General features: G+C 72.7%; 22 protein-coding genes. 14 read left to right on the top strand and 8 right to left on the bottom strand.

The features are described 5' to 3' along the window. Window positions 1-333 precede the first annotated feature (333 nt). Entirely contained in the window at window positions 334-1,575 is a 1,242-nt protein-coding gene (locus tag N4G70_RS19515) for an MFS transporter (RefSeq protein WP_261713943.1), read from the bottom strand. A 186-nt stretch (window positions 1,576-1,761) separates the two neighbouring features. On the opposite strand from N4G70_RS19515, the gene N4G70_RS19510 reads away from it, so the two are divergent. From N4G70_RS19510 to N4G70_RS19500, 3 genes are all read left to right on the top strand, one after another. Further along, the gene (locus N4G70_RS19510) at window positions 1,762-2,400 is read left to right on the top strand and encodes a DUF6758 family protein (RefSeq protein WP_120721534.1); all 639 of its coding nucleotides are present in this window, start codon (window positions 1,762-1,764) and stop codon (window positions 2,398-2,400) included. A gap of 162 nt (window positions 2,401-2,562) precedes the next feature. After that, window positions 2,563-3,438, top strand: coding sequence for a PHP domain-containing protein (locus N4G70_RS19505; protein ID WP_261713942.1), 876 nt, complete (start codon window positions 2,563-2,565; stop codon window positions 3,436-3,438). 174 nt (window positions 3,439-3,612) lie between these two features. Continuing rightward, complete coding sequence (locus tag N4G70_RS19500) at window positions 3,613-4,218, top strand: MarC family protein (protein WP_261713941.1); 606 nt, start codon at window positions 3,613-3,615, stop codon at window positions 4,216-4,218. A gap of 124 nt (window positions 4,219-4,342) precedes the next feature. Here the strand turns inward: N4G70_RS19500 and N4G70_RS19495 are convergent, their stop codons facing one another. Further along, on the bottom strand, window positions 4,343-4,495 hold the full coding sequence (locus N4G70_RS19495) for a hypothetical protein (protein ID WP_167157160.1): 153 nt from the start codon (window positions 4,493-4,495) through the stop codon (window positions 4,343-4,345). 275 nt (window positions 4,496-4,770) lie between these two features. Here N4G70_RS19495 and N4G70_RS19490 point away from each other — a divergent pair, with 275 nt between their 5' ends. After that, the gene (locus N4G70_RS19490) at window positions 4,771-5,697 is read left to right on the top strand and encodes an NYN domain-containing protein (RefSeq protein WP_246033519.1); all 927 of its coding nucleotides are present in this window, start codon (window positions 4,771-4,773) and stop codon (window positions 5,695-5,697) included. A gap of 502 nt (window positions 5,698-6,199) precedes the next feature. On the opposite strand, the gene N4G70_RS19485 is transcribed toward N4G70_RS19490, so the two are convergent. Both N4G70_RS19485 and N4G70_RS19480 read right to left on the bottom strand, forming a co-directional pair. Further along, entirely contained in the window at window positions 6,200-7,063 is an 864-nt protein-coding gene (locus tag N4G70_RS19485) for an alpha/beta fold hydrolase (RefSeq protein ID WP_261713940.1), read from the bottom strand. 96 nt (window positions 7,064-7,159) lie between these two features. Continuing rightward, complete coding sequence (locus tag N4G70_RS19480; protein ID WP_261713939.1) at window positions 7,160-9,493, bottom strand: DEAD/DEAH box helicase; 2,334 nt, start codon at window positions 9,491-9,493, stop codon at window positions 7,160-7,162. Window positions 9,494-9,968: 475 nt separating this feature from the next. On the opposite strand from N4G70_RS19480, the gene N4G70_RS19475 reads away from it, so the two are divergent. Further along, window positions 9,969-10,730, top strand: a complete 762-nt coding sequence (locus N4G70_RS19475; protein WP_261713938.1) for a ferritin-like domain-containing protein — start codon at window positions 9,969-9,971, stop codon at window positions 10,728-10,730. A 91-nt stretch (window positions 10,731-10,821) separates the two neighbouring features. Here N4G70_RS19475 and N4G70_RS19470 read toward each other — a convergent pair whose 3' ends face one another. From N4G70_RS19470 to N4G70_RS19455, 4 genes are all read right to left on the bottom strand, one after another. Next, window positions 10,822-11,085, bottom strand: a complete 264-nt coding sequence (locus N4G70_RS19470) for a hypothetical protein (RefSeq protein WP_261713937.1) — start codon at window positions 11,083-11,085, stop codon at window positions 10,822-10,824. A gap of 214 nt (window positions 11,086-11,299) precedes the next feature. Next, a complete protein-coding gene (locus N4G70_RS19465; RefSeq protein ID WP_120721528.1) occupies window positions 11,300-11,527 on the bottom strand; it encodes a DUF3107 domain-containing protein in 228 nt (75 codons plus the stop codon). A 141-nt stretch (window positions 11,528-11,668) separates the two neighbouring features. Further along, window positions 11,669-12,310, bottom strand: coding sequence for a TetR/AcrR family transcriptional regulator (locus tag N4G70_RS19460; protein ID WP_261713936.1), 642 nt, complete (start codon window positions 12,308-12,310; stop codon window positions 11,669-11,671). A gap of 144 nt (window positions 12,311-12,454) precedes the next feature. Then, on the bottom strand, window positions 12,455-12,676 hold the full coding sequence (locus N4G70_RS19455; RefSeq protein ID WP_261713935.1) for a hypothetical protein: 222 nt from the start codon (window positions 12,674-12,676) through the stop codon (window positions 12,455-12,457). Between the two features lie 136 nt (window positions 12,677-12,812). Here N4G70_RS19455 and N4G70_RS19450 point away from each other — a divergent pair, with 136 nt between their 5' ends. From N4G70_RS19450 to N4G70_RS19410, 9 genes are all read left to right on the top strand, one after another. After that, entirely contained in the window at window positions 12,813-13,808 is a 996-nt protein-coding gene (locus N4G70_RS19450; protein ID WP_261713934.1) for an alpha/beta fold hydrolase, read from the top strand. Window positions 13,809-13,816: 8 nt separating this feature from the next. Further along, window positions 13,817-15,079, top strand: a complete 1,263-nt coding sequence (locus N4G70_RS19445) for a DUF3152 domain-containing protein (protein ID WP_261713933.1) — start codon at window positions 13,817-13,819, stop codon at window positions 15,077-15,079. Between the two features lie 88 nt (window positions 15,080-15,167). After that, window positions 15,168-15,263 (top strand): Ms4533A family Cys-rich leader peptide, encoded by a 96-nt coding sequence (locus N4G70_RS37035; RefSeq protein WP_315904271.1) that lies wholly within the window; start codon window positions 15,168-15,170, stop codon window positions 15,261-15,263. 168 nt (window positions 15,264-15,431) lie between these two features. Next, on the top strand, window positions 15,432-17,162 hold the full coding sequence (locus N4G70_RS19440) for an ABC transporter substrate-binding protein (RefSeq protein WP_261713932.1): 1,731 nt from the start codon (window positions 15,432-15,434) through the stop codon (window positions 17,160-17,162). Between the two features lie 2 nt (window positions 17,163-17,164). After that, window positions 17,165-18,148 (top strand): ABC transporter permease, encoded by a 984-nt coding sequence (locus tag N4G70_RS19435; protein ID WP_261713931.1) that lies wholly within the window; start codon window positions 17,165-17,167, stop codon window positions 18,146-18,148. A gap of 5 nt (window positions 18,149-18,153) precedes the next feature. After that, on the top strand, window positions 18,154-19,143 hold the full coding sequence (locus N4G70_RS19430; protein WP_261714030.1) for an ABC transporter permease: 990 nt from the start codon (window positions 18,154-18,156) through the stop codon (window positions 19,141-19,143). Next, window positions 19,140-21,251 (top strand): dipeptide ABC transporter ATP-binding protein, encoded by a 2,112-nt coding sequence (locus N4G70_RS19425; RefSeq protein WP_315904270.1) that lies wholly within the window; start codon window positions 19,140-19,142, stop codon window positions 21,249-21,251. Before N4G70_RS19430 ends, N4G70_RS19425 begins: the two co-directional genes overlap by 4 nt. Window positions 21,252-21,442: 191 nt before the next feature. Beyond that, complete coding sequence (locus tag N4G70_RS19415; RefSeq protein ID WP_261713930.1) at window positions 21,443-23,167, top strand: DUF3492 domain-containing protein; 1,725 nt, start codon at window positions 21,443-21,445, stop codon at window positions 23,165-23,167. Beyond that, window positions 23,164-24,312 (top strand): hypothetical protein, encoded by a 1,149-nt coding sequence (locus tag N4G70_RS19410; protein WP_261713929.1) that lies wholly within the window; start codon window positions 23,164-23,166, stop codon window positions 24,310-24,312. Before N4G70_RS19415 ends, N4G70_RS19410 begins: the two co-directional genes overlap by 4 nt. Window positions 24,313-24,391: the final 79 nt, after the last annotated feature.

Genomic DNA, 24,391 nt, shown 5'->3' with positions numbered 1-24,391 from the left:
GCTGGCACGGGCCAGGTATCCGATGCCGGCCCGCACCGAGCAGTTAAGGGGCGCGGGGAACTGCGCGAGAAGCGACCACGGCCCGCACGTGAAAGACGGGCTGGCGCGCGTCAGGTATCCGGTGCCGGCCCGCACCGGTACCGCCAGGGGCGCGGGGAACTGCGCGAGCAACCCCGTACGGCCCGCGGCCGCGAGCCGACCTTCCTCAGCCCCGGCCGGGCTGGGTGTACGGCACGGTCCCGCACCAGCGCCGCCAGGGAGCGCGGGGAACCGCGCGAGCAACCCCGCACGGCCCGCGGCCGAACAGCCACCCCAACGACCCACCCAGAACGCTCAGTTCGCGAAAACAGAAACCCCGTCCTCCGTCGCGTGCGCCGGACGCAGCTCGGTCGCCTCGTGCGTGAGCGAGGTGCGCCGGGCCCAGACGATCAGCGCGCCGACCACCGCCGCGGCGGCCGCCACCACGAACGGGATGTGGAGGTCGCTCCACTCCTCGATCTTCGGCGCGAAGTAGGGCGCCGCGGCCGCCGCGAACCAGCGGACGAAGTTGTAGCCCGCGCTCGCCACCGGCCGGGGCGCGTCCGAGACGCCGAGCGCCAGCTCCGTGTAGACGGTGTTGTTGAGGCCGATGAACGCGCCGGAGGCGATGGTCGCGGCGACCGCCGTGGTGTGGCTGCCGTAACCGAGTACGAGCAGGTCGGCGGCGAGCAGCACGAGCGATCCGCCGAGCACCTTCAGGGAGCCGAACCGCTCCTGGAGGCGGGGCGCGACCAGCACCGAGAACACGGCGAGAAGCACACCCCAGGCGAAGAAGACGCCGCCCGACTTGTAGGGCGACATGTTCAGGACGAACGGGGTGAAGGCGAGCACCGTGAAGAACGCGTAGTTGTAGAAGAAGGCGGAGGCGGCGGCCGAGGCCAGCCCGCCGTGGCCGAGCGCCTTGAGCGGATCGAGCAGCGAGGTCTTGCGCGCGGGGCGGGGCTGCTCCTTGAGGAACACCGTGATCGCGAGGAAGCCGATCGCCATGAGGGCCGCGGTGCCGAAGAACGGGTAGCGCCACTTCATGTCGCCGAGGATCGCGCCGAGCAGCGGCCCGCACGCCATGCCGAGCCCGAGCGCGGACTCGTACAGCAGGATCGCCGCCGCGCTGCCGCCCGCCGCCGCGCCCACGATGACGGCGAGCGCGGTGGAGACGAACAGCGCGTTGCCGAGCCCCCAGCCGGCCCGGAAGCCGACGAGCTCCGCGACCGAGTCCGAGGTGCCGGCCAGCGCGGCGAAGACGACCACCAGGGCCAGGCCCACCAACAGCGTCTTCTTGCCGCCGATCCGGCTCGACACGAACCCGGTGACCAGCATCGCGACGGCGGTGATCAGGAAGTACGAGGTGAAGAGCAGGGAGACCTGGCTGGGTGTGGCGTCCAGGCCCTTGGCGATGGAGGGCAGGATCGGGTCGACCAGGCCGATGCCCATGAAGGCGACGACCGAGGCGCCCGCGGTCGCCCAGACCGCCTTGGGCTGACGCAGCAGACTCCCGGTTCCCGCGCCGTCGTCGAGAGGGTCCTTTCCTTGCCGCATGGATGCTCCCGCTTCGCGTTCGGAGGATGGGCACAAGATCGTTGTGTAGTACATACAATAAATTAGCCAGGCTAAAGAATGCAAGATGAAACTACTTTTGGGGACGCCCGGTCCGACAGGCGGACGGCACTCCGGACGGGTGATCGTCCTTGACGGGGCGACGGCCGGAGAGGACCGTGGGGCCCTATGAGGGGCGAACCCAGTTGCCCGAAGTGCGGAGGCCGGGTCAGGGCGCCCGGTCTCTTTGCCGACACCTGGCAGTGCGACGCGCACGGACCGGTGTATCCGCTGCAACCCGTGGTGCCGCCCAGCGTCGAGGCCCTGGAGGTCGTCGTGCGCCGGGCGCAGGTCCCCGTGTGGATGCCCTGGCCGCTGCCGGTCGGCTGGCTGTTCACGGGCGTCGCCTACGCGGGCGACGACCGCAGCGGCGGCCGCGCGACCGCCGTCGCCTGCTCGGGCCCCGGTCCGCTGGGCGGCCTCGGGGAGCTGATCCTGGTCGCCGAGGAGTTGGGCGTCGGCCTCGGCGCGCGCTACGCGGGCATCGAGGGGCCCGACCCCGGCCCGTTCATGAGCGTCGACAAACCCCCGCACACCAAGGTCCTCGCGGCCGGCCGGCCCACCCCGCTGTGGCATGTCACCCGCACCCCGGACGACCGCGCGGTCTTCGCGGGCGAGGCGCGGGGCCTGTGGCTGTGGGCGATCGTCTGGCCCGAACAGTCCGGGCTGCTCATGTACGACGAACTCGTCCTGACCGATCTGCGCGACGCGGGCGCCGAGGTCGAACTGCTGCCGTGCGGGGCCCTCACCCCGCGCATCCTGTCCTGACCGCGCCCCGGCGACGGACTCCACAAGCACCCCTCGCGACGGGCCCTGCGAGCCGCCCGGCGCCCCCTCGCGGGCCCCGCTCGCGGGCGGGCGGCGGTGTGCGGACGGGCGGTTATCCTTGACTGTCCCCTGATCCGCCCCTTATGCCCTGGAGTACGCGTCGTGCGCATCGATCTGCACACCCACTCCACGGCTTCGGACGGCACGGACAGCCCCGCCGAACTGGTCCGCAACGCGGCCGCCGCCGGGCTGGACGTCATCGCGCTGACCGACCACGACACCACCCGCGGTTACGCGCAGGCCATCGCCGCGCTGCCGGGACTCGACCGCGACCTCACCCTGGTGACCGGCGCCGAACTCTCCTGCCGCCTCGACGGCGTGGGCCTGCACATGCTGGCCTACCTCTTCGACCCCGAGGAGCCCGAGCTCTCCCGCGAGCGCGAGCTCGTGCGCGACGACCGGGTGCCGCGTGCCCAGGGGATGGTCACCAAGCTGCGGGAACTGGGCGTGCCCATCACCTGGGAACAGGTCGAACGCATCGCGGGCGACGGCTCGGTGGGCCGCCCCCACGTCGCCGAGGCGCTCGTCGAACTCGGCGTCGTGGCCTCCGTTTCCGACGCCTTCGTGCCGGACTGGCTCGCCGACGGCGGCCGCGCCTACGTCGGCAAGCACGAGCTCGACCCGTTCGAGGCGATCCGGCTCGTCAAGGCCGCGGGCGGCGTCACCGTCTTCGCCCACCCGCTCGCCGTCAAGCGCGGCCGGGTCGTGCCCGAGTCGGCGATAGCCGAACTGGCCGCCGCCGGGCTCGACGGCATCGAGGTCGACCACACCGACCACGACGCCCCCACCCGGGAACGGCTGCGCGCCCTCGCCGGCGACCTCGGACTGCTGACCACCGGCTCCAGCGACTACCACGGCAGCCGCAAGACCGTACGGCTCGGGGAGTGCACCACCGACCCCGAGATCTACGGCGAGATCACCCGCCGCGCCACGGGGGCCTTCCCCGTGCCGGGGGCGGGCGGAACCACCTGCCCGTAACCCGGTAGGGAGAGCCCGCCTCTCCGGACCCCCGGGGCCCCGCCCCCGTATCCCCGCTCCTCACACGCCCGCCCGGTTCTCCTTCCGCGCGGCCGGGGGGACGGGCCCGGCCGACCCGCGCGACAGCGCCCCGGCCGCCCCCTTCATGTACGCCCCTCACTTGCAAGGCTCACCGTGTTCGACGCTGCCGTCTTCGGCTCCCTGTTCCTCACTCTGTTCGTCATCATGGATCCGCCCGGGATCACGCCGATCTTCCTCGCGCTGACGGCCGGCCGGGCCGCCAAGGTCCAGCGCAGGATGGCCTGGCAGGCCGCCGCCGTCGCGCTCGGAGTGATCACGCTCTTCGGCCTCGTCGGCCACCAGATCCTGACGTATCTGCACATCGACGTCCCCGCGCTGATGATCGCGGGCGGTCTGCTGCTGCTCCTGATCGCGCTCGACCTGCTCACCGGGAAGACCGACGAGCCCCAGCAGACCAAGGACGTCAACGTCGCGCTCGTGCCGCTCGGCATGCCGCTGCTCGCCGGGCCGGGCGCCATCGTCCAGGTGATCCTGGCGGTCCAGAACCACGACACCGTCGCCGGGCAGGTCTCGGTCTGGGCGGCGATCCTCGCGATTCACTGCGTGCTGTACGTGACCATGCGGTACTCGCTGCTGATCATCCGCGTCATCAAGGACGGCGGCGTCGTCCTGGTGACCCGGCTCGCCGGCATGATGCTCTCCGCCCTCGCGGTGCAGCAGATCATCAACGGCGTCACCCAGGTCATCCACGCCTACTGAGGCCCCGGAGCCGATTGAGCCCCGGACAAGCCAAAGCGCCCCCGTACGCACATCGGTACGGGGGCGCTCTCTACATACGGCGCCCGCGGCCGGTCATCGGCTCGCGGGGCACTGCCTCAACGTGTTACGAGGCTGCGGATTCGGTCGGGCGGATGTAGATGCGCTGACCCATGGCGGCGGCCTGCTGCACAATCCGGTTGACGGAGGCGGCGTCCACGACGGTGCTGTCAACGGCGGTACCGTCGACGTCGTCCAGGCGCATGATTTCGAAGCGCATTGGCTTCTCCCTTCGTCTGATCCTCCTGCTAGGAGAACTACTGGTGCGGGGGGCTGCTAACAGCCTGCTCCCACGAGGCGTCGGGGCGGTTGCCCGCCCGTTACATGTGGATTGCGTGACTCATGTGCAACGCGTTCCGTAGGGTTCAACGGGTTGCCTCCAGCAAACATTCCCTACGCTAAGGAAATTTTTCGATTTGCTAAGGACCGGGGGAAACGGCGACCGCGTGTGCCCGGTTGTGCCCCCTGCGTCACGAAGCCGACAATGGAAAGCGTATGGACGACTCCCAGGAACCTCAACCGGCGCGGGCGCCCCACGACCCCGTCGCGCAGCTCGACCGCAAGCTGGACGCCACCAACGAGCTGCTCCAGCGCATGCTCGCCGAGGTCGCGAAGACGCCCTCCACGCACGCGATCTTCGTCGACGCGGGCTATGTCTACGCGGCCGCCGGCCTCCTCGTCACCGGCACCGAGGACCGCCGCTCCTTCGACCTCGACGCGGAGGGCCTGATCGACGCGTTCATCGACAAGGCGCGCACGATCTTCGCGGACAGCCGGCTGCTCCGCGTCTACTGGTACGACGGCGCGCGCCGCCGCATCCACACCCCCGAGCAGCAGTCGATCGCGGAGCTTCCCGACGTCAAGGTGCGGCTGGGCAACCTCAACGCCAACAACCAGCAGAAGGGCGTCGACTCCTTGATCCGCTCCGACCTGGAGTCCCTGGCCCGCCACCGCGCGATCAGTGACGCGGCCCTGATCGGCGGCGACGAGGACCTCGTCTCGGCCGTCGAGGCCGCGCAGGGGTACGGGGCGCGCGTCCATCTCTGGGGCATCGAGGCGGCGGAGGGCCGCAACCAGGCGGAGCCGCTGCTGTGGGAGGTCGACAGTCAGCGCACCTTCGACCTCGACTTCTGCAAGCCGTACGTCACGCGGCGGCCGGTCACGCTCTACGAGGACGGGCCGGCGCCGAGTCGGGAGGACGTGCGGTTCGTGGGGGCGCGGATCGCCGCGACCTGGCTCTCCGAGCGGGGGAGGGCCGCGCTGGCCGACCTGCTGCCCGGCCACCCCTACCTGCCCGGTCCCGTCGACCAGGACCTCCTCATCGAGGCGGAACGCCTCCTCCAGCGCTCCCTCCGCGGGCACGCGGACCTGCGGCGGGCCCTGCGGGACGGGTTCTGGCAGCACCTCCAGTCCCAGTACTGAGGGGGCACCGCCGGTCTGGTGGGGTGCGGGTGCTTACCGGTCACTCGCGCGGTTCCCCGCGCCCCTTGGCCCCTGTGGTTGGTCGGGTGCGGGTCGTCGCTGGTTGCTCGCGCAGTTCCCCGCGCCCCTTGGGGTGGTGGGGTTTGTGTCTGTCCGCGGGTTGTCGGCGGCTCGTCGCGCAGTTCCTCGCGCCCCTGGGGGGGTGCCCGTTCGGTTGGTCGGGTGCGGGTCGTCGCTGGTTGCTCGCGCAGTTCCCCGCGCCCCTTCGTAGCGGGGTTGGCGCGGGGGCGTTTCTTGACCGCAGGGGGTGCACCGTTTGGTGCGGGGCTGTCGAAGCCGCCTAGGGGCGCGGGGAACTGCGCGAGTGACCCCGCACGGTCCGCGGTGGATCGAGGCGGGAGGAGTCGTGCACGCCCGGTGCTGGGCTGTCGAGGTGACCTGGGGGCGCGGGGAACTGCGCGAGCGGCCCCGCACGGTCCGCGGGGAGCCTCGTGGGACCGGGTCAGGGGTGGGGCGTGGTGGACCAGAACGTGGTCAGGGCCGCGGCCAGCTCCGTCGGGTGCGACACGTTGGGGGAGTGGTCGGCGCCCGGAATCACCGTATGCCGCGCCCCCACACTCCGCGCCAGGTGCGCCAACTCCCCCACCGTCCACACCATTTCCCCCTCCCCGTACGCCACGTGCAGCGGCAACGGCAACCGCGCGAGCCCCTCCGTGCGATCCGGCTCGATCCTCAACTGCCGCCCCGTGGCGATGAGTTGGGCGGGCTGCGTACTGAACCAGCGCCGCTGGAGGAACTCCACGATCTCGGGCGGGTCGGAGACGTACGCCGGGTCCCTGCCGTCCAGCCACACCGTCGCCGCCCACACCCACGACGGCGGAAGGACCGGCAGCGCCGCCCGGAGCATCCGGATCTTGGTGCGCTGATCGGGTCCGACCCGGCCCGGCCCGGACGAGAGCAGGGTCAGCGAGCGGAACGCCGACGGGTCGAGCCGCGCCGCGGAGCGGGCGACGAAGCCGCCGAAGGAGTGCCCCACGAGGTGCACCGGACCGTCGCCGAGGGCCTCGACCTGGGCGAGTACGTCACCGCCGAGCTGACGCGGGGTGTACGCGGATGTCCGGCGCGGCCCGGGGCTCTCGAACTGCCCGCGCCCGTCGACCGCTACGGCCCGGTACCCGGCGTCCGCGAGCGGGTCCAGGAGCGCGAGGAAGTCTTCCTTGCTCCCGGTGTACCCCGGCACGAGCAGCGCCGTCCCGAGCGCCCTCCCCTCGGGCCGCGAGTCGAGCACGGCGAACTCCTGGCGCGGGGTGCGGAGTCGGTACGCACGGGTACGGGCCGGGAGGTCGAGGGAGCGGGGCTTACTCATGAGTAGAGCGTATCGGCCCCGCCGGGCCGCCCCCGCCCTGGAACGCGAACGGCCCGGCACCCTCGCGGGGGGCCGGGCCGTTTCGGGTGGAGCTGGCTACGCCTCGGGCGCTGCCGCCGCCTTCTTCGCGCGGGTGCGACGCGGCTTCGCCGGGGCCTCGGCCTCGACGGCCTCGGGGGCGACCGCGGCCTTCTTGGCCCGCGTACGACGGGGCTTCGCCGGTGCCTCGGCCTCCGTGGCGGCCTCGACGACCGTCTCGGGGGCGGCCTCGGCGACCTTCTTGGCCCGGGTCCGACGCGGCGCGGCCGGAGCCTCGGTCGCCTCGGGGGCGGCCTCGGCGACCTTCTTCGCGCGGGTGCGACGCGGCTTGGCGGGTGCCTCGGCCTCGGTCTCGGCGACGGCCGGTGCTTCGACCGTCTCGACAACGGCCTCCACGGCCTTCTTGGCCCGCGTGCGGCGCGGCTTCGCCGGCGCCTCGGCCTCCGTGGCGGCCTCGACGACCGTCTCGGGGGCGGCCTCGGCGACCTTCTTCGCGCGGGTGCGACGCGGCTTGGCAGGTGCCTCGGCCTCGGCGACCGCCGGTGCCTCGACCGTCTCGACGACGGCTTCCGCGGCCTTCCTGGTCCGCGTGCGGCGCGGCTTCTCCGGGGCGGCCGTGACCGCGGCGGCCGGAGCCGACGCGACCTCGGTCATCGCCGCGGTGGTCTTGGCCTTCGCGGCCCTTGCCAGCTCGAGCGCCGCCGACTCGGGCGTCATGAAGCCGACCTCGGAGGACGTGTCGACCACCTTGCGCACCCGGCGCCGGCGCGGCTCGGCCTTGACGGGCTCGGGCGCTACGACCGTGGCGGCCTGGGCGGAACGACGGCGCGGCTCCGCCTTCACCGGCTCGGGCGCGACGACCGTGGCGGCCGGAGCCGAACGACGGCGCGGCTCCGCCTTGGTGACGGGCTCGGCGACCGGCGCGGTCTCGATCACCGGTGCCGCGGCGGCCTGCGGCGCGGCCGACGGCGCACCCACGCGGGTACGGCGGCGGCGACGCGGCGTGCGCGCCTCGGTCGCCGGCTCGACGGCCTCCGTGACGGGGGCCGCGACCGGAGCGGCGGCCGGGGCCGGGATCTCGGCGCCGTCCTGCTGCGAACCACCACGGGTACGGCGACGCTGACGCGGCGTGCGCGTACGGGGCGCACGCTCCTCGGTGACGACGGGAGCCGCGGCGGCGGACTTGCGGCCGCGCCCACCGGTCTCGCCGAGGTCCTCGACCTCTTCGGCGGCGAGGCCGGCACGGGTGCGCTCGCCCCGGGGCAGTACGCCCTTCGTGCCCGCCGGGATCTTCAGCTCCTCGAAGAGGTGCGGGGACGTGGAGTACGTCTCCGGCGGGTCGGGGAACTTAAGGTCAAGCGCCTTGTTGATCAGCTGCCAGCGCGGGATGTCGTCCCAGTCGACCAGCGTGATCGCGATGCCCTTCTTGCCCGCGCGGCCGGTGCGGCCGATGCGGTGGAGGTAGGTCTTCTCCTCCTCGGGCGACTGGTAGTTGATGACGTGCGTGACGCCGTCGACGTCGATGCCGCGCGCGGCGACGTCGGTGCAGACCAGCACGTCGACCTTGCCGTTGCGGAAGGCGCGCAGCGCCTGCTCGCGGGCGCCCTGGCCCAGGTCGCCGTGGACGGCGCCGGAGGCGAAGCCGCGCTTGGCGAGCTGCTCGGCGATGTCGGCGGCGGTCCGCTTCGTACGGCAGAAGATCATCGCGAGTCCGCGGCCCTCGGCCTGAAGGATGCGCGCGACCATCTCCGGCTTGTCCATGGAGTGGGCGCGGTAGACGAACTGCTCGGTGTTGGCGACGGTCGTGCCCTCGTCGTCCGGCGACGTGGCGCGGATGTGCGTGGGCTGCGTCATGTAGCGGCGGGCGAGGCCGATGACGGCGCCCGGCATCGTCGCGGAGAACAGCATCGTCTGCCGCTTCGGCGGGAGGAGCTGGATGATCCTCTCGACGTCCGGCAGGAAGCCGAGGTCGAGCATCTCGTCGGCCTCGTCGAGGACGAGGACCTTGACGTGCGAGAGGTCGACCTTCTTCTGACCGGCGAGGTCGAGCAGGCGCCCCGGGGTGCCGACGATCACGTCGACGCCCTTCTTGAGCGCCTCGACCTGGGGCTCGTAGGCGCGGCCGCCGTAGATGGCGAGCACGCGCACGTTGCGCACCTTGCCGGCGGTGAGCAGGTCGTTGGTGACCTGCTGGCACAGCTCGCGCGTCGGGACGACAACGAGGGCCTGGGGAGTGTTGGTGAGCCGGTCGGAGGTGGCCCGGCCCGCTTCCACATCGGCGGGCACGACGGCCCGCTCCAGGATCGGCAGACCGAAGCCGAGCGTCTTGCCGGTGCCGGTCTTGGCCTGTCCGATGATGTCGGTGCCGGAGAGCGCTACGGGGAGCGTCATCTCCTGGATGGGGAACGGGGACACGATGCCGACGGCTTCAAGGGCTTCGGCGGTCTCGGAAAGGATCCCGAGCTCTCGGAACGTAGTCAGGGTGCTGCCTCTTCTGTGAGACGCGGTACGGAGGCGAACGCGGCGGGTCGTACCGTGCCCTTGTCGTCCTGGCGGGGGATCAGAGTTCGATCGGGTTGCCGGGGGGCGCGGGACCACTGCCGTCGCTCAAGCGCTCGTGCCGCTGAGGGATCCCTCTTCGGTGGCACGTACTGAAACGCGTCCCGTGGAGGGCTGTCGGGTCGGAGCCGACCGGAGCAACCGACCGGGCATCCTCATTCGTGCAGCCCGTCTGCATACTCGGCGGGCGCATTACCACTGTACCCCGGATTCGCGCATGTGTGTCGGGACAATTCGCGGGACCGGTGGTTCGGGTGTGAGGAAGCAGGCCCTTACGGCCCACCCCGGGCGGGCTATTGTGCGGCTTATGGAGACGTCTGACAACGCCACTGCAGCCGAAGGAACCACCCCGGAGCCCGAGCGCACCGGGATCGCCGCCCAGGACTGGGCGGCGGCCTCCGCGGTGCCCCAGTACCGCGCCGCCGTCGTGGACCTTCTCGGCGCCCTCGCCTACGGAGAGCTCGCGGCCTTCGAGCGGCTCGCCGACGACGCGAAGCTCGCGCCATCGCTCGCGGACAAGGCGGAGCTGGCGAAGATGGCCTCCGCCGAGTTCCACCACTTCGAGCGGCTGCGGGACCGCCTCGCCCAGGTCGACGCGGAGCCGACCGCCGCGATGGAGCCGTTCGCCAAGGCGCTCGACGACTTCCACCAGCAGACCGCTCCCTCGGACTGGCTGGAGGGTCTGGTCAAGGCGTACGTCGGTGACTCGATCGCGAGCGACTTCTACCGCGAGGTCGCCAACCACCTCGACTCCGACACCCGCTCGCTCGTCCTCGCGGTGCTCGACGACACCGGGCACGGCAACTTCGCCGTGGAGAAGGTGCGGGCGGCGATCGAGGCGGACCCGAGGGTGGGCGGCCGGCTCGCGCTGTGGGCCCGGCGCCTGATGGGCGAGGCGCTCTCGCAGGCCCAGCGGGTGGTCGCCGAGCGCGACGCGCTCTCGACGATGCTGGTCGGCGGCGTCGACGGGGTGGCCGCGGGCTTCGACCTCGCGGCGGTCGGCGAGATGTTCACGCGGATCACCAAGGCCCACACCAAGCGCATGGCCGCGCTGGGCCTGGCCGCCTAGCACCCCGGGACCCGACGCCCCGTCAGCGCGCGGACCGCGCGCGGCGGGTGAGGACTCGGCGGGAAGCGGCGTTCTCGTACGGGAGCGCCGCCTACGCCGCCCATCGGCGCAGGCGGCGCGTCGGCCGCAGCAGCAGCGAGAGCGTGACCGAGGCGACGAACGCGGCGCCGAGCACCGTGGTCACCCCGTGGCCCGGGCCGATCGCCGAGTGGGTCAGAAAGGCGCCGAACAACCCGGCGAGCGGGCCGACTCCGAGCACCGTGCGGCGGTCGGGCAGCCGGTGGGCCAGCCGGGCGGCGGCGGTCCACGCGAGGGCGAATCCCAGCAGTACGGAGCCAATGGCTTCCAGCAGCATGTGCGTCCCTCCCAAGGGTGTGGCCAGGGCGGATCCGGTCACAGCCGTCCTACCCGACCCTCGCGGAACGCAACCCTCCCCTCACCGGGAGGAAGCAACGCGGCGAGGCCGGAACAGGGCCGCGTTCCCAGGGGCGTTCGGCACGTGTCGCGACCACGCGGAAGGGGTGCCACCGGCGTGAACCGGTGGCACCCCTTCCGCGATGTGCCGTGTACTACAGCGCGCCGAAGCCCACGCGGCGGACCGCCGGCTCGCCGATTTCCACGTATGCGATCTTGTCGGCCGGCACCAGGACCTTGCGGCCCTTGTCGTCCGTGAGACTGAGCAGCTGCGCCTTGCCGGCGAGGGCGTCGGCTACCGCGCTCTCGACCTCTTCGGCGGACTGCCCGCTCTCCAGAACGATCTCCCGGGGCGCGTGCTGCACGCCGATCTTGACCTCCACGGCTAAGTCCCTCCGACGTCGTGCGGTGCGCGGTAAGCCGCGCTGTCCGCTGCACACATTAGCCCGGCCACCGGGCCCGAAATGGCCGGTGGCTGAACGCCAGGAGCGAACAGAATCCGGGAATGACCGGCCGAAAGCCGCTCAGTGGCCCTCGGAGGCGTGCAGCGGGAAGCCCGCGATGCCGCGCCAGGCCAGCGAGGTGAGGAGCTGGACCGCCTTGTCGCGGGGGATCGTCGACTCGCTGGAGAGCCAGTAGCGGGCCACCACCTGGGAGACCCCGCCCAGGCCCACGGCCAGCAGCATCGACTCGTCCTTGGACAGGCCGGTGTCCTCGGCGATGACGTCCGAGATGGCCTCGGCGCACTGGAGACTGACCCGGTCCACGCGTTCGCGCACGGCCGGTTCGTTGGTCAGGTCCGACTCGAAGACGAGCCGGAAGGCGCCGCCCTCGTCCTCGACGTACGCGAAGTAGGCGTCCATCGTGGCGGCGACGCGGAGCTTGTTGTCCGAGGTCGAGGCGAGGGCGGTGCGGACGGCGTGCAGCAGCGACTCGCAGTGCTGGTCCAGCAGGGCCAGATACAGGTCGAGCTTGCCGGGGAAGTGCTGGTAGAGCACCGGCTTGGAGACGCCCGCCCGCTCCGCGATGTCGTCCATGGCGGCCGCGTGGTAACCCTGCGCGACGAAAACCTGCTGGGCCGCGCCCAGAAGCTGATTGCGGCGGGCCCGGCGCGGCAGGCGCGTGCCCCGCGGGCGCGCTGCCTCGGTCTGCTCGATGGCTGTCACGCCGCCTCCCAAAGTTGTTCCGGTGCGCGAGTACGCGCGCCGCCATCGTACTTTTGGGTAACCCGGCTGTGCGCGGCGCGAACGCAGAATTTCACGGACCGGACGCGCTGGGTAGCCGGAGATACCCGGGGTAAACCGAACAAATCATCGGTAGTCGTCCTCGTCGAGGGAGACCACCCGTGTCTGCTCGACGGCGTCCGCCTCGTTGGCGCTGCCGGGATCGACCCGGCTCAGGGGCTCGTCGCGGTCCTGCCGTACGTCGGTGTGCTGCTCGGCGGCGTCCGCCTCGTTGGTCTCGTCGGGCACCCGCGGGGCGCCCTCCTCCGCTTCCTGGAAGGTTTCCGGATCGCTGGGATCGACGGACATGACTGCACCCTTTTCGTCGGCTTCGAGTGATTCGGGGGCTTCCTTATGAGCCTAGAAGTTCCCCGGGCCGACCGCTATATGGCCTGTGACGGCGAACACATGAACCACGGTGTGATCGTCTCGTAACATTGCCCGCATGTCTTCGACCGAGCTGCCGGAAACCCCCGCCGCTGCCGCCCTGGCGCCACGGGTGAGCCCGGTCGGCGCCGCCGAGGGCGAGGAGCTGCGCCAGGTGAGCATGCCCGGCCTCACGCTCGCCGTCCGGTCCCGGCCCGGCACCCGCCCCGGCCTCGAACCCGCCCTGTACGTCCATGGGCTCGGCGGCTCCTCGCGCAACTGGTCGGCCCTGATGGCGCTGCTCGCCGACACCGTGGACGGCGAGGCGCTCGATCTGCCCGGCTTCGGGGACTCCCCGCCGCCGGACGACGGCGCCTACTCGGTCACCGCCCATGCCCGCGCCGTGATCCGCCTGCTCGACTCGACGGCCCGCGGCCCGGTCCACCTCATCGGCAACTCGCTGGGCGGCGCCGTCTCCACCCGTGTCGCGGCCGTACGCCCCGACCTGGTGCGCACCCTGACGCTTGTCTCGCCCGCGCTGCCCGAGATCCGCGTCCAGCGCGGCGCCTGGCCGACCGCGCTGATCGCGGTGCCCGGCGTCGCCGCCCTGTTCGCGAAGCTGACCCGGGACTGGACCGCCGAGGACCGCACCCGGGGTGCGATGGCGCTCTCCTACGGCGACCCCGCCCGGATCACGCCCGAGGGGTTCGAGGCCGCGGTGCGTGAGATGGAGCGGCGCCTGCAACTGCCGTACTTCTGGGACGCGATGGTGCGCTCGACCCGTGGCATCGTGGACGCGTACACCTTGGGCGGTCAGCACGGGCTGTGGCGGCAGGCGCAGCGGGTCCTCGCGCCGACGCTGCTCGTGTACGGCGCCCGTGACCGGCTCGTCTCGTTCCGGATGGCCCGCCGTGCGGCGGCCGCCTACCGCGACTCGCGGCTTTTGACGCTGCCCGATGCCGGGCACGTGGCGATGATGGAGTACCCCGAGACGGTCGCCCGTGCCGTGCGGGAGCTGATCGACGACACCAGCGGCGGCCGACACCGCGGCGACGACCGAGACAACAGGAGCTGATCCGGGGCGTGGGACGACACAGCCGACCCAAGGGAACCGGCGGCGAGGGGGCCATACCCCAGGCGCGGGCGCTCCGGGCCCCCGAGGCCGAGCAGGCTCCCGCCCCGGCTCCGGCCCCCGCCCCCGGTGGCGGTCGGCGCAGACGACCGGTCCAGGGCGACGGCCCCGAGTCCCACCACGGCGCGGGCACCCCGGCCTTCGGCACGCCTCAGGTGCGCGGCGGCCACCCCCAGCACCGCGAGGACGGCCCCGGCGCCGGATACGCGGCCCGCCACGGTGCCGGGCACGGGAAGCCGCGTCCGGTCCAGCAGTCCCCGTACGGCGCCGCGCCCCGCATACCGGGCCCGCGGCGCTCCTACACCGAGGCCTTCGACGGGCCCGCCGACACCGGGGGGCCGCGTACCGCCGGCGTCCCGATGCCCGCGCGGGAGGAGCCGCCGGCGCCCGCGCCCGAGGCGAAGGCCAAGACCTCCAAGGGGCGGACGTTCACCGGGATCGCGGCCGCCGCGGTGACCACCGTGCTCGCGGTCGTCGTCGCCGGGCAGGTCGCCTCCGACGGCGGCAAGCACGACGTCGCCGGCCAGTCGGCGGGCGACAAGCACCGCGACGACGACGGCTCGGCCTCGCGGGGCAGTGGCCGCTCCACCCCGCAGGCCGCCCCCGCGGTCCTGACGTACGACCAGAAGATGGCCCAGCAGTACCCGCTGGACGCCGGGCTCACCGCGTCGGGCACCTTCGAGGCCGTGCCCGGGTCCGCCCCCGCGCCCGGCAAGGGGACCAAGTACCGCTACCGGGTGGACATCGAGAAGGGGCTCGCGCTCGACGGCGGCCTGTTCGCCGACGCCGTGCAGAAGACCCTCAACGACGACCGCAGTTGGGCGCATGCCGGGAAGATGGCCTTCGAGCGGGTCTCGTCGGGCAAGCCGGACTTCGTGATCACGCTCGCCAGCCCCGGCACCACCGGCGCCTGGTGCGCCAAGTCGGGCCTCGACACCACCGAGGACAACGTCTCCTGCGACTCGGCGGCCACCGACCGCGTGATGATCAACGCCTACCGCTGGGCCCAGGGGTCGGTGACCTTCGGCCCCAAGGCGATGCTCGCCTACCGGCAGATGCTCATCAACCACGAGGTCGGCCACCGCCTCGGCCACGACCACGAGTCCTGCCGCACGCCCGGCGCGCCCGCGCCGGTGATGCAGCAGCAGACCAAGTCGCTGGACCTGAAGGGCATCAAGTGTCTGCCCAACCCCTGGGTGTATCCCGGGAGTTGATGACGTCCCCGTCCCGCATGTCCAGCATGTGGGACGGCCGTCTCGTTCTCGATTGACAGTGAACAGCGGGTCGTCCATATTTCTCGGCATGTCGCACCGTCCCGCCGCCTCCGAACGCGCCGCCATCGAGCTGGCGCTCATCGGCGTGACCTGGCACAGCGTGGCCGACATTCTCTGTAGCTGACGCCGTCCCGAGCGCGTTCGACTCTTCCTTTTCCCTTTTCCGCGCCCGGGGCATTTCCGTGCTTTCGCACGGTTTCTCCTGCGGGCGCAGCCACCTCTCTTTCCTTGCGGTGCTGTGGGCGCCCGCGTTTCCCGCCCTGCCCAGCAGTCACCGAGAGGCTTTCTTCCGATGCGTCACACGTCCATTTCGTCAGGGAATGTCGCAAGAGCGGCCGCGACAGCCGTGGTTCTCGCCCTGGGCGCCGTCGCCTGCGGCCCCGAGGGCGGCGGCGCCCAGAGCGCCGGCTCCGGCGCGTCCGGCACGCCCCACAAGGGCGGCACGCTCAGCGTCCTCAACAACGAGGCGCAGACCGACTTCGACCCGGCGCGGCTCTACACCTCCGGCGGCGGAAACGTCCCCTCGCTCGTCTTCCGCACCCTGACCACCCGCAAGCGCGCGAACGGCGCCGAGGGCACCAAGGTGGTCCCCGACCTCGCGACCGACACCGGCAGGCCCAACGCGGACGCGACCGTGTGGACGTACACGCTCAAGGACGGGCTGAAGTACGAGGACGGCAGCCCCATCACCACCGCCGACATCAAGTACGGCATCGAGCGCTCCTTCGCGGCCGAACTCTCCGGCGGGGCACCGTACGTGAGGGACTGGCTGGTCGGCGGCGCCCAGTACCAGGGCCCCTACAAGGACGGCGGCAAGGGGCTCGCCTCCATCGAGACCCCGGACGCGAAGACCATCGTGTTCCACCTGAACAAGCCCGAGGGCGAGTTCCCCTTCCTCGCCACCCAGACGCAGTTCGCGCCGGTCCCCAAGGCGAAGGACAACGGCACCAAGTACGAGGAGCACCCCGTCTCGTCCGGCCCGTACAAGGTCGTCAAGAACGAGAACGACGGCGAGCACCTGGTCCTGGAGCGCAACCCCAACTGGTCCGGGGCGACCGACCCCGAGCGCAAGGCCTACCCCGACACCATCGACGTGCGCTCCGGGCTCGACCAGGCCGTCATCAACCAGCGGCTGTCCGCCTCGCAGGGGCCGGACGCGGCCGCCGTCACCACCGACACCAACCTGGGCCCGGCCGAACTCGCCAAGGTCGGCAGCGACAAGCAGCTCGCCGCGCGGGTCGGCACCGGGCACTTCGGCTACACCAACTACATCGCGTTCAACCCGAACGTGAAGCCGTTCGACGACCCCAAGGTCCGCCAGGCCATCGCGTACGCCGTCGACCGGACCTCGGCCGTCAACGCGGTCGGCGGCTCCTCGCTCGCCGAGCCCGCCACCACCTTCCTGCCGAACCAGAAGGCCTTCGGGTACACCCCGTACGACCTCTTCCCGGCGGGCGAGTCCGGCAACGCGGCCAAGGCCAGGGAGCTGCTCAAGGAGGCGGGCCACGCCGGCGGGCTCACCGTCACGCTCACCCACTCCAACGCCAAGGGCGGCCCCAAGGGGCCCGAGGTCGCCACCGCCCTCCAGGACGCCCTGAAGAAGGCGGGCATCACCGTCAGGCTCCAGGGCCTCGAAGGCAACGACTACAACGACACCGTCGCCAGCGCGAAGAAGGAGCCCGGCTTCTTCCTGCGCGGCTGGGGCGCCGACTGGCCCTCCGGCGGCCCGTTCCTCGCGCCGATCTTCGACGGCCGGCAGATCGTCCGGGACGGCGCCAACTTCAACACCGGCTTCCTGAACGACGCCTCCGTCAACAGCGAGATCGACGAGATCAACAAGCTGACCGACCTGACCGCCGCGGCGCCGCGCTGGGGCGCGCTCGACAAGAGGATCGGCGAGCAGGCCGTGGTCGTGCCGCTGTTCCACCCCGTCTACAAGCGGCTGGTCGGCAAGGACGTCAAGAACGTCGTCATCAGCGACTGGACCGGCGTGCTCGACATATCCCAGGTAGCGGTCAAGTAGCCATGTCCGAAGCCCTGTTGACCACCGGGGCGGGCGTCGACGCGCCCGCCCCCGGCGGCCGCCTCTTCTGGCGGCGCCTGCGCGCCCAGCGCGCGGTCACCGCCGCCGCGGGCGTCTTCGCCCTGCTCGTCCTGGTCGCGCTCACGGCCCCGCTGCTCACCGCGCTCGAAGGGCAGGACCCCGACGCCTACCACCCCGCGCTCGTCGACTCGGCCAGTGGCGGCGTGCCGCTCGGCCCGTTTGGCGGGATCAGCGGTGAGCACTGGCTCGGCGTCGAACCGGGGACCGGCCGCGACCTGTTCGCCCGGATCGTCTACGGCGCCCGCGTCTCGCTGGGCGTCGCCTTCGTCGCCACCCTCATCCAGGTGGCGCTCGGCGTCGCCCTCGGACTCTTCGCCGCGCTCGGCGGACGCTGGGCCGACCAGCTCGTCAGCCGCGTCACGGACGTCGCGGCCGCGCTTCCGATGCTGGTCATCACGCTCGGTCTGCTCGCCGTGGCGCCCGCCTCGATCCCGCGTCCGGTCCTGATCACCCTGATCATCGCCGGGCTCGGCTGGTTCGGCACCTCGAAGATCGTGCGGGCGGGCGCCCTCGCGCTCAAGACGGTGGACCACGTCTCGGCGGCGCGGCTCAGCGGCTGGGGCACCTGGGCGATCGCCCGCCGCGAGCTGCTGCCCGCGCTCGCCGCACCCGTCATCACGTACGCCGTGCTCCTGGTCCCCAGCAATGTGGTGGCCGAGGCCGCGCTGTCCTTCCTCGGCGTCGGCATCAAGCCGCCCACGCCGTCCTGGGGCCAGATGCTCACGGATGCCAACACCTGGTACCAGGCGGCCCCCACCTACCTCCTGCTGCCCGCCGGCCTGCTCTTCGTCACGGTCCTCTCGCTGACGGTGATCGGTGAAGGAGTGCGCACGGCCCTGGACCCGAGGGCGGCGTCGCGGCTGCGCGTCGGTACCGGCAAGTCCCGTGAGGAGAAGGCACGTTGAGCGGCCTGACAGGTCATCTGCTGCGCCGGATCGCCGGAGCCGCGCTTGTGCTCCTCGCCCTCTCCGTCATCGTGTACGCCGTCTTCTACGTGGCCCCCGGCAACGTCGCCCAGATCGTCTGCGGCGAACGCTGCTCCCCGCAGCAGGTGGCCCTGGTCCACGACAGGCTGGGCCTCGGCGACCCGCTGTACCTCCAGTACGCGCACTTCCTCCAGGGCGTCTTCGCCGGCCGCGACTTCTCCTCCGGCACGGGGGTGGTGCACTGCTCCGCGCCCTGCCTCGGCCAGTCCTACCGCACCGACGAGCAGGTCACCGACCTCATCCTCGGCAAGCTCCCGGTCACCGGATCGCTGGTCGTCGGCGCGTTCGCGCTGTGGCTGCTCATCGGCGTCGGCACGGGTGTGCTGTCCGCGTGGAGGCGCGGCGGGGCGATCGAGCGGGTGCTGACCTGGCTGACCCTGGCGGGCACCTCCACACCGGTCTTCGTCATCGGCCTGCTGCTGATCATCGTCCTGTGCTCCACCCTCCAGTGGCTGCCGTTCCCGCAGTACGTACCGTTCACGGACGACCCGCAGCAGTGGTTCTGGGGGCTGCTCCTGCCCTGGTTCTCGCTGGCCCTGATCGAAGCGGCCAAGTACGCGCGGCTGACCCGCAGTTCGATGCTGGAGACGCTCGCCGAGGACCATGTGCGCACGTTCCGGGCGTACGGGCTGACCGAGCGGGCCATCGTCGGACGGCACGCCCTGCGCGGCGCGGTCGCCCCGGTGATCGCGCTCAGCGCGCTCGACGCGGGCACCATGTTCGGCGGCGCGGTGCTGACCGAGACGCTCTTCGGCATCCCCGGCATCGGCCGCCAGCTCGTCCTCTCGGTGCGCACGGTCGACCTGCCGGTGGTGGTCGGCGTGGTCCTGACCACCGGATTCTTCGTGGTGCTTGCCAATGCGGTCGCGGACGTCCTGTACGCGATGGCGGATCGACGGGTGGTGCTGTCATGACCGAGCCTCTGGTCGAGGTGACCGACCTCGGCATCTCCTTCGGCGCGGTACGGGCCGTCGACGGCCTCTCCTTCACGCTCCGGCCCGGCGCGGCGCTGGGCGTCGTCGGCGAGTCCGGCTCCGGCAAGAGCGCGTCCGCGTACGCGTTGCTGGGCCTGCACCGGGGGACCGGGGCGCGGGTCACCGGCTCCGTCCGGGTCGCGGGAGTGGATGTCGCCTCCGCCTCCGACGCCGAACTCCGCTCCCTCCGTGGCGGGTTGGCGGCGATGGTCTTCCAGGACCCGCTGTCCTCGCTCGACCCGTACTACAGCATCGGCGACCAGATAGCCGAGGTGTACCGGGTGCACGAGGGCGGCTCGCGCCGGGCCGCCCGGGCCCGCGCGGTCTCGGTCCTCGACCGGGTCGGCATCGCGGACGCGGCCCGCAAGTCCCGTTCCCGCCCGCACGAGTTCAGCGGGGGGATGCGGCAGCGGGCCCTCATCGCGATGGCGCTGGCCTGCGAGCCGCGCCTGCTGATCGCGGACGAGCCCACGACGGCCCTCGACGTGACCGTCCAGGCCCAGATCCTGGACCTCCTCCACGACCTGCGCCACTCGACGGGCCTCGCACTGCTCCTCGTCACCCATGACGTGGGGGTCGCGGCGGAGAGCGTGGACGAGGTGCTGGTGATGCGGGAGGGGAGGGCGGTGGAACGGGGGCCCGTGGGCGCGGTCCTGGGCGCCCCCACGAACCCGTACACCCGCACCCTGCTGGCCTCGGTCCCCCGCATCCCAGGGGCTGGGAATGTTGACCCTGCCGGGCCGGATGCTGGCAGGGGCGCGGGGAACTGCGCGAGCGGCCCCGCACGGTCCGCGGACGATCCTGGGGCTTCGCCCCAGACCCCGTTCGCGCCTGAAGGGCGCTCGTCCTCAATCGCCGGACGGGCTGGGGGTGTCGGCACTGCCGGGCCGGATGCTGCCAGGGGTGCCGCCGGGGCTCCGCCCCAGGCCCCAATCGCCGGGCGGGCTGAGGGCGTTGGCCCAGCCGAGCCGGATGCTGCCAGGGGCGCGGGGAACTGCGCGAGCGGCCCCGCACGGTCCGCGGACGATCCTGGGGCTTCGCCCCAGACCCCGTTCGCGCCTGAAGGGCGCTCGTCCTCAATCGCCGGACGGGCTGAGGGTGTCGGCCCTGCCGAGCCGGATGCTGCCAGGGGCGCGGGGAACTGCGCGAGCGGCCCCGCACGGTCCGCGGCCGGAACCGGAACCGGCCGCGGAGTCGCGCACCCCGCCCAGGCGGGAGACGTCGTGCTCCGAGCGCGCGGGCTCCGGAAGGTGTTCGGGCGGGGGCGGGCCGCCTTCGCGGCCGTCGAGGGCGTGGATCTCAGCGTGCGCCGGGGCGAAACCCTGGGCATCGTCGGCGAGAGCGGAAGCGGGAAGACCACCCTGGGCCGCATGCTGGTGGGGCTGCTGGAGCCCAGTGCCGGGCACGTCACCCGTGCCGGGTCCGTGCAGATGGTGTTCCAGGACCCCGTCTCCTCCCTCAACCCCCGCCGCTCGATCGGCGAATCCGTGGCCGACCCGCTGCGGGCCGCCGGACGGCGCGACGAGGCGGGAATCCGGGCTCGCGTCGGCGAGCTGCTCGAACGGGTCGGGCTCGACCCGGACCGGTACGACAGCTACCCGCACGAGTTCAGCGGCGGCCAGCGCCAGCGCGTGGGGATCGCCCGCGCGCTGGCCGCCGAGCCGGCCCTCATCGTGTGCGACGAACCCGTATCGGCTCTGGACGTCACCACGCAGGCCCAAGTCACCGCGCTGCTGGCCCGGTTGCAGCGGGAGCTGGGCCTCGCGCTGGTCTTCGTCGCGCACGACCTCGCCGTGGTACGGCAGGTCAGCGACCGGGTCGCCGTCATGCGGCAGGGCCGGATCGTGGAGGAGGGCGAGGTGCACGTGGTGTACGGGGCGCCGAAGGACCCGTACACCCGGGAGCTCCTCGCGGCCGTGCCCGCACTGGACCCCGCGCTGGCCGCGGCGCGCCGCGCGGCCCGCCGGGAGCTGCGCGGGGACGACACCCCCGAGCGCGGCCAGGGCCGCCAGGACCGTCAGGACCGCGAAGAGGTGGCCGTGGCATAGCCCTGTGTCACCGGGCCACCCCGTAGCGCGACCGAACGCCCCCGGGTCGCGAAAGTTACGTGCATTCACCCCTTCCGGTGGCGCGACGGACAACCGTCCGTCGCGCCACCGGCATATCCGCATACGTTCGTCCCGCTGCGAGTCGCCGTTGCCAACGGTGGCCGCCCACAAGGGAGATCGGGGGTGCGCACATGCGGATCGGACTGCTGACGGATGGCGGTTATCCGTACACGACCGGCGAGTCCAGGCTGTGGTGCGACCGGCTCGTGCGCGGGCTCGCGCGGCACGAGTTCGACATATTCGCGCTGAGCCGCAGCCGTGAGCAGGAGGAGCGCGGCCTCGTCGCGCTGCCCCCGCAGGTGCGCCGGGTGCGCACGGCCCCGCTCTGGGCCGCGCCCGAGAGCCGCCACGGCGCGAAGAAGCGCGCCGAGCGCGGCTACGGGCGCCGTGAACGCCGGGAGTTCGCCGCCCTGTTCGGGCATCTGGCCACGGCGATCTGCGCCGAGGGCGCCGAGAACCGCGGGGCGTCGGAAGGCTTCGCCGAAGGGCTGTACGGGCTCGCCGACCTGGCCCGTGAGCACGGCGGCCTCGGCGGCGAGCTGCGGTCCGAGACGGCCGTCCGCATTCTGGAGACCGCCTGCCGCGCGCCGGGCGCGAACCGCGCCGTCCGGGCCGCCCGCGTCCCCGACCACCTCGCCTTCGCGAGCCTGCTCGAACGCGCCCTGCGCCCCCTCTCCCTCGACTGGTACGGGGACGACGCGCTCGGCGCGGTCGACCTCAGCCACGCCACCTCCGGCGGTCGCGCCGCCCTGCCCGGCCTCCTGGCCAAACGCTTCTGCGGGGTCCCCCTCCTGGTCACCGAGTACGGCGTCCACCTGCGCACCCAGTATCTGGACAATGCCCAACTATCCGCACCGGTAAGGGCGTTGGGCTCCGGCTTTCAGCTCCGCCTCGCCGCCGAGGTCTACGCGCGGGCCGAACTCGTCACCCCCGGCAACACCCACGCCCGCCGCTGGCAGGAGCGCTGCGGAGCCGACCGGGCCAAGCTGCGGACCGTCTACCCCGGGATGGCCGCCGACCGCTTCCACGCGGTGGGCGAAGGGGCCTACGGCGGCGACCCGCACACCCTCGTCTGGGTCGGCCGGATCGAGCCCGCCAAGGACCTCATCGCGCTGCTGCACGCCTTCGCCGAAGTCCGCAGGGCCGAACCCGAGGCACGCCTCCGGCTGATCTCCGCCCCCGTCCGGGGCGTCGAGGCGCACGGCTACCTCGCGCACTGCCGGGCCCTTGCCGCCCAGCTCTTCCCCGACGAGGCGGCCGGCGCCCATGCCGTCGGCGACAACCCCGTCTCGTTCGAGGAGATCGGCGGGCCCGAGGCCCCCGACCTGGCCGACGCCTACGCCGCCGGAAGCGTCGTCGTGCTGTCCAGCGTGGTGGAGGGCTTCCCGATCAGCCTCGTCGAGGCGATGTTCTGCGGACGCGCCACCGTCTCCACCGACACCGGCGCCGTCGTCGAGGTCATCGGCGGTACGGGCCTGGTGGTGCCGCCGCGCAACCCGCGCGCCCTCGCCGACGCCTGCGTCGCCCTGCTGCGCGACCCCGAGCGCCGCTCGCGCCTGGGCGCCGCCGCTCGCGCCCGCGCGCTCGAACTGTTCACCGTCGAGCAGAACGTCACGGCATTTCGCGGCATTTACCTGGAGCTCATGTCGCACAACCCGGTCCACCGCGAGAACGCGGATCGGGCGGCCGCGCCCCAGCCCTTCGCGCACCCCGCCGAGTCCCATGTGCCCGGCCGCTGGGCGGCCCCCACCGCCGCCCGGGTGCCGGCCGGCGCCGCGCCGAGCTGGGTGCCCGGCCCCCTCGCCGTCCTGACGCGGGACCAGCTGGACATCGCAGAGGAAGGGGCGGGCGCATGACCGACCACCCCTCCGCCCCCGCGCACGGAACCCCCTGGAACGACCGGCAGCCGAGCGCCCCCGCCGTTCCGCCCACCCCGAACGGCACGAGCCGTACCGCCGTCCGGCGAGGGCCCGCCGACCCCGTCAAAGCCCTCATGCACCGCCACCGCGAACTCTGCGAACGCGCCGTCGACCCGCTGGAGATCGCGGCCGGTCTCGAAGCGCACGGCGTCACCGACCGCACCGCGGCGCGGTTTCGCCACCGCGACGTCTTCTCGCTCGCCGAGGAGCTCTACGCCCGGGTGCCCCGCGACACGCAACCGCCGTTATCCGCAAGGGAGTTGACCGCGCCGTCCGCGGGCCGGGCGCTGTGGGGCCTGCTGCCCGGGACCGTCTGCGTCCTCGCCGTGGAAGGCGTACGGCTCACCGAGGGCGCGGTCCGCCCCGCGGTGGGCGCGCTCGGCGCGCTCGCCTTCACGGTGACCCTCACCCTGGTCCTGCGGCGAGGGCCCCTGCGCGCCGGCCCCGGCACCCGGCCCGCCGCCGTCCTCGGCTCCGCCTGGCTCATGGCGTACGCGGCCGGCGGCGACGGGCTGCTCGACGAGGCCCTGCGCGGCGGCCCCGACGGCGCCTGGCCGCTCGACCCGGCCGCCGTCACCGGGCTCGCCTTCGCGGTCGCCCCCGCACTGTGGTGCGCCCACCTCTTCTCCGTCCAGGCGCGCAAGAAGCTCGACTCCAGCCGGGGCCTCGCCGAGTTCACGGGCCGCTCCCGGCCCCTGCTCTTGGCGACCGTGGCCCTGTACCTCTGCGGCCTCGTCCTCTGCCTGACGGCCACCCAACTGGCGTACGGCAAAGGCGAGTTCGCGGGTGCGATGGCGCTCGGTGTGCTCCTCTGGGCCGCCCGGCTGCTCTCCGCGCACGGGTTCTCCGCCGCCGCCACCAAGGTGCTCACCATCGCCGCCGGCACGGAACTGCTCGCCCTCGCCACGGTGTTCGCCGGACGGCTGCCGGGGTGCGCCCCGCTGGCCCGCCCGGTCGACACCCTGGTCGGGAGCTGGGGCCCCGGGGCGCTGCCCGCTCTCGTGTGCGGCGTCGCCGCCCTCGCCCTGCTCGCCCGGGCCGTCGCCGTACTGGCCCGCGCCTCGGCCCACTGTGACCAGTAGGCGCCCGACGACCGGCGCGCCCATCCCACCGAAACGCCGACACCGTCCACCCCCTCGTGGAGCGGGCGGGAAGGCCATT

The organism is Streptomyces sp. ASQP_92 (assembly GCF_025399895.1).
Taxonomy (GTDB): Bacteria; Actinomycetota; Actinomycetes; order Streptomycetales; family Streptomycetaceae; genus Streptomyces.
This window is presented reverse-complemented; position numbering and strand designations above follow the sequence as displayed.

Excerpts from the sequence above, each read along its gene's own strand:
- N4G70_RS19490 (WP_246033519.1), top strand. The coding sequence starts at position 4,771 with ATGGACGACTCCCAGGAACCTCAACCGGCGCGGGCGCCCCACGACCCC.
- N4G70_RS19455 (WP_261713935.1), bottom strand. The coding sequence starts at position 12,676 with ATGTCCGTCGATCCCAGCGATCCGGAAACCTTCCAGGAAGCGGAGGAG.
- N4G70_RS19510 (WP_120721534.1), top strand. The coding sequence starts at position 1,762 with ATGAGGGGCGAACCCAGTTGCCCGAAGTGCGGAGGCCGGGTCAGGGCG.
- N4G70_RS19495 (WP_167157160.1), bottom strand. The coding sequence starts at position 4,495 with ATGCGCTTCGAAATCATGCGCCTGGACGACGTCGACGGTACCGCCGTT.
- N4G70_RS19435 (WP_261713931.1), top strand. The coding sequence starts at position 17,165 with ATGTCCGAAGCCCTGTTGACCACCGGGGCGGGCGTCGACGCGCCCGCC.
- N4G70_RS19470 (WP_261713937.1), bottom strand. The coding sequence starts at position 11,085 with ATGCTGCTGGAAGCCATTGGCTCCGTACTGCTGGGATTCGCCCTCGCG.
- N4G70_RS19440 (WP_261713932.1), top strand. The coding sequence starts at position 15,432 with ATGCGTCACACGTCCATTTCGTCAGGGAATGTCGCAAGAGCGGCCGCG.
- N4G70_RS37035 (WP_315904271.1), top strand. The coding sequence starts at position 15,168 with ATGTCGCACCGTCCCGCCGCCTCCGAACGCGCCGCCATCGAGCTGGCG.
- N4G70_RS19480 (WP_261713939.1), bottom strand. The coding sequence starts at position 9,493 with ATGACGCTCCCCGTAGCGCTCTCCGGCACCGACATCATCGGACAGGCC.
- N4G70_RS19515 (WP_261713943.1), bottom strand. The coding sequence starts at position 1,575 with ATGCGGCAAGGAAAGGACCCTCTCGACGACGGCGCGGGAACCGGGAGT.
- N4G70_RS19410 (WP_261713929.1), top strand. The coding sequence starts at position 23,164 with ATGACCGACCACCCCTCCGCCCCCGCGCACGGAACCCCCTGGAACGAC.
- N4G70_RS19425 (WP_315904270.1), top strand. The coding sequence starts at position 19,140 with ATGACCGAGCCTCTGGTCGAGGTGACCGACCTCGGCATCTCCTTCGGC.
- N4G70_RS19475 (WP_261713938.1), top strand. The coding sequence starts at position 9,969 with ATGGAGACGTCTGACAACGCCACTGCAGCCGAAGGAACCACCCCGGAG.
- N4G70_RS19485 (WP_261713940.1), bottom strand. The coding sequence starts at position 7,063 with ATGAGTAAGCCCCGCTCCCTCGACCTCCCGGCCCGTACCCGTGCGTAC.
- N4G70_RS19415 (WP_261713930.1), top strand. The coding sequence starts at position 21,443 with ATGCGGATCGGACTGCTGACGGATGGCGGTTATCCGTACACGACCGGC.
- N4G70_RS19450 (WP_261713934.1), top strand. The coding sequence starts at position 12,813 with ATGTCTTCGACCGAGCTGCCGGAAACCCCCGCCGCTGCCGCCCTGGCG.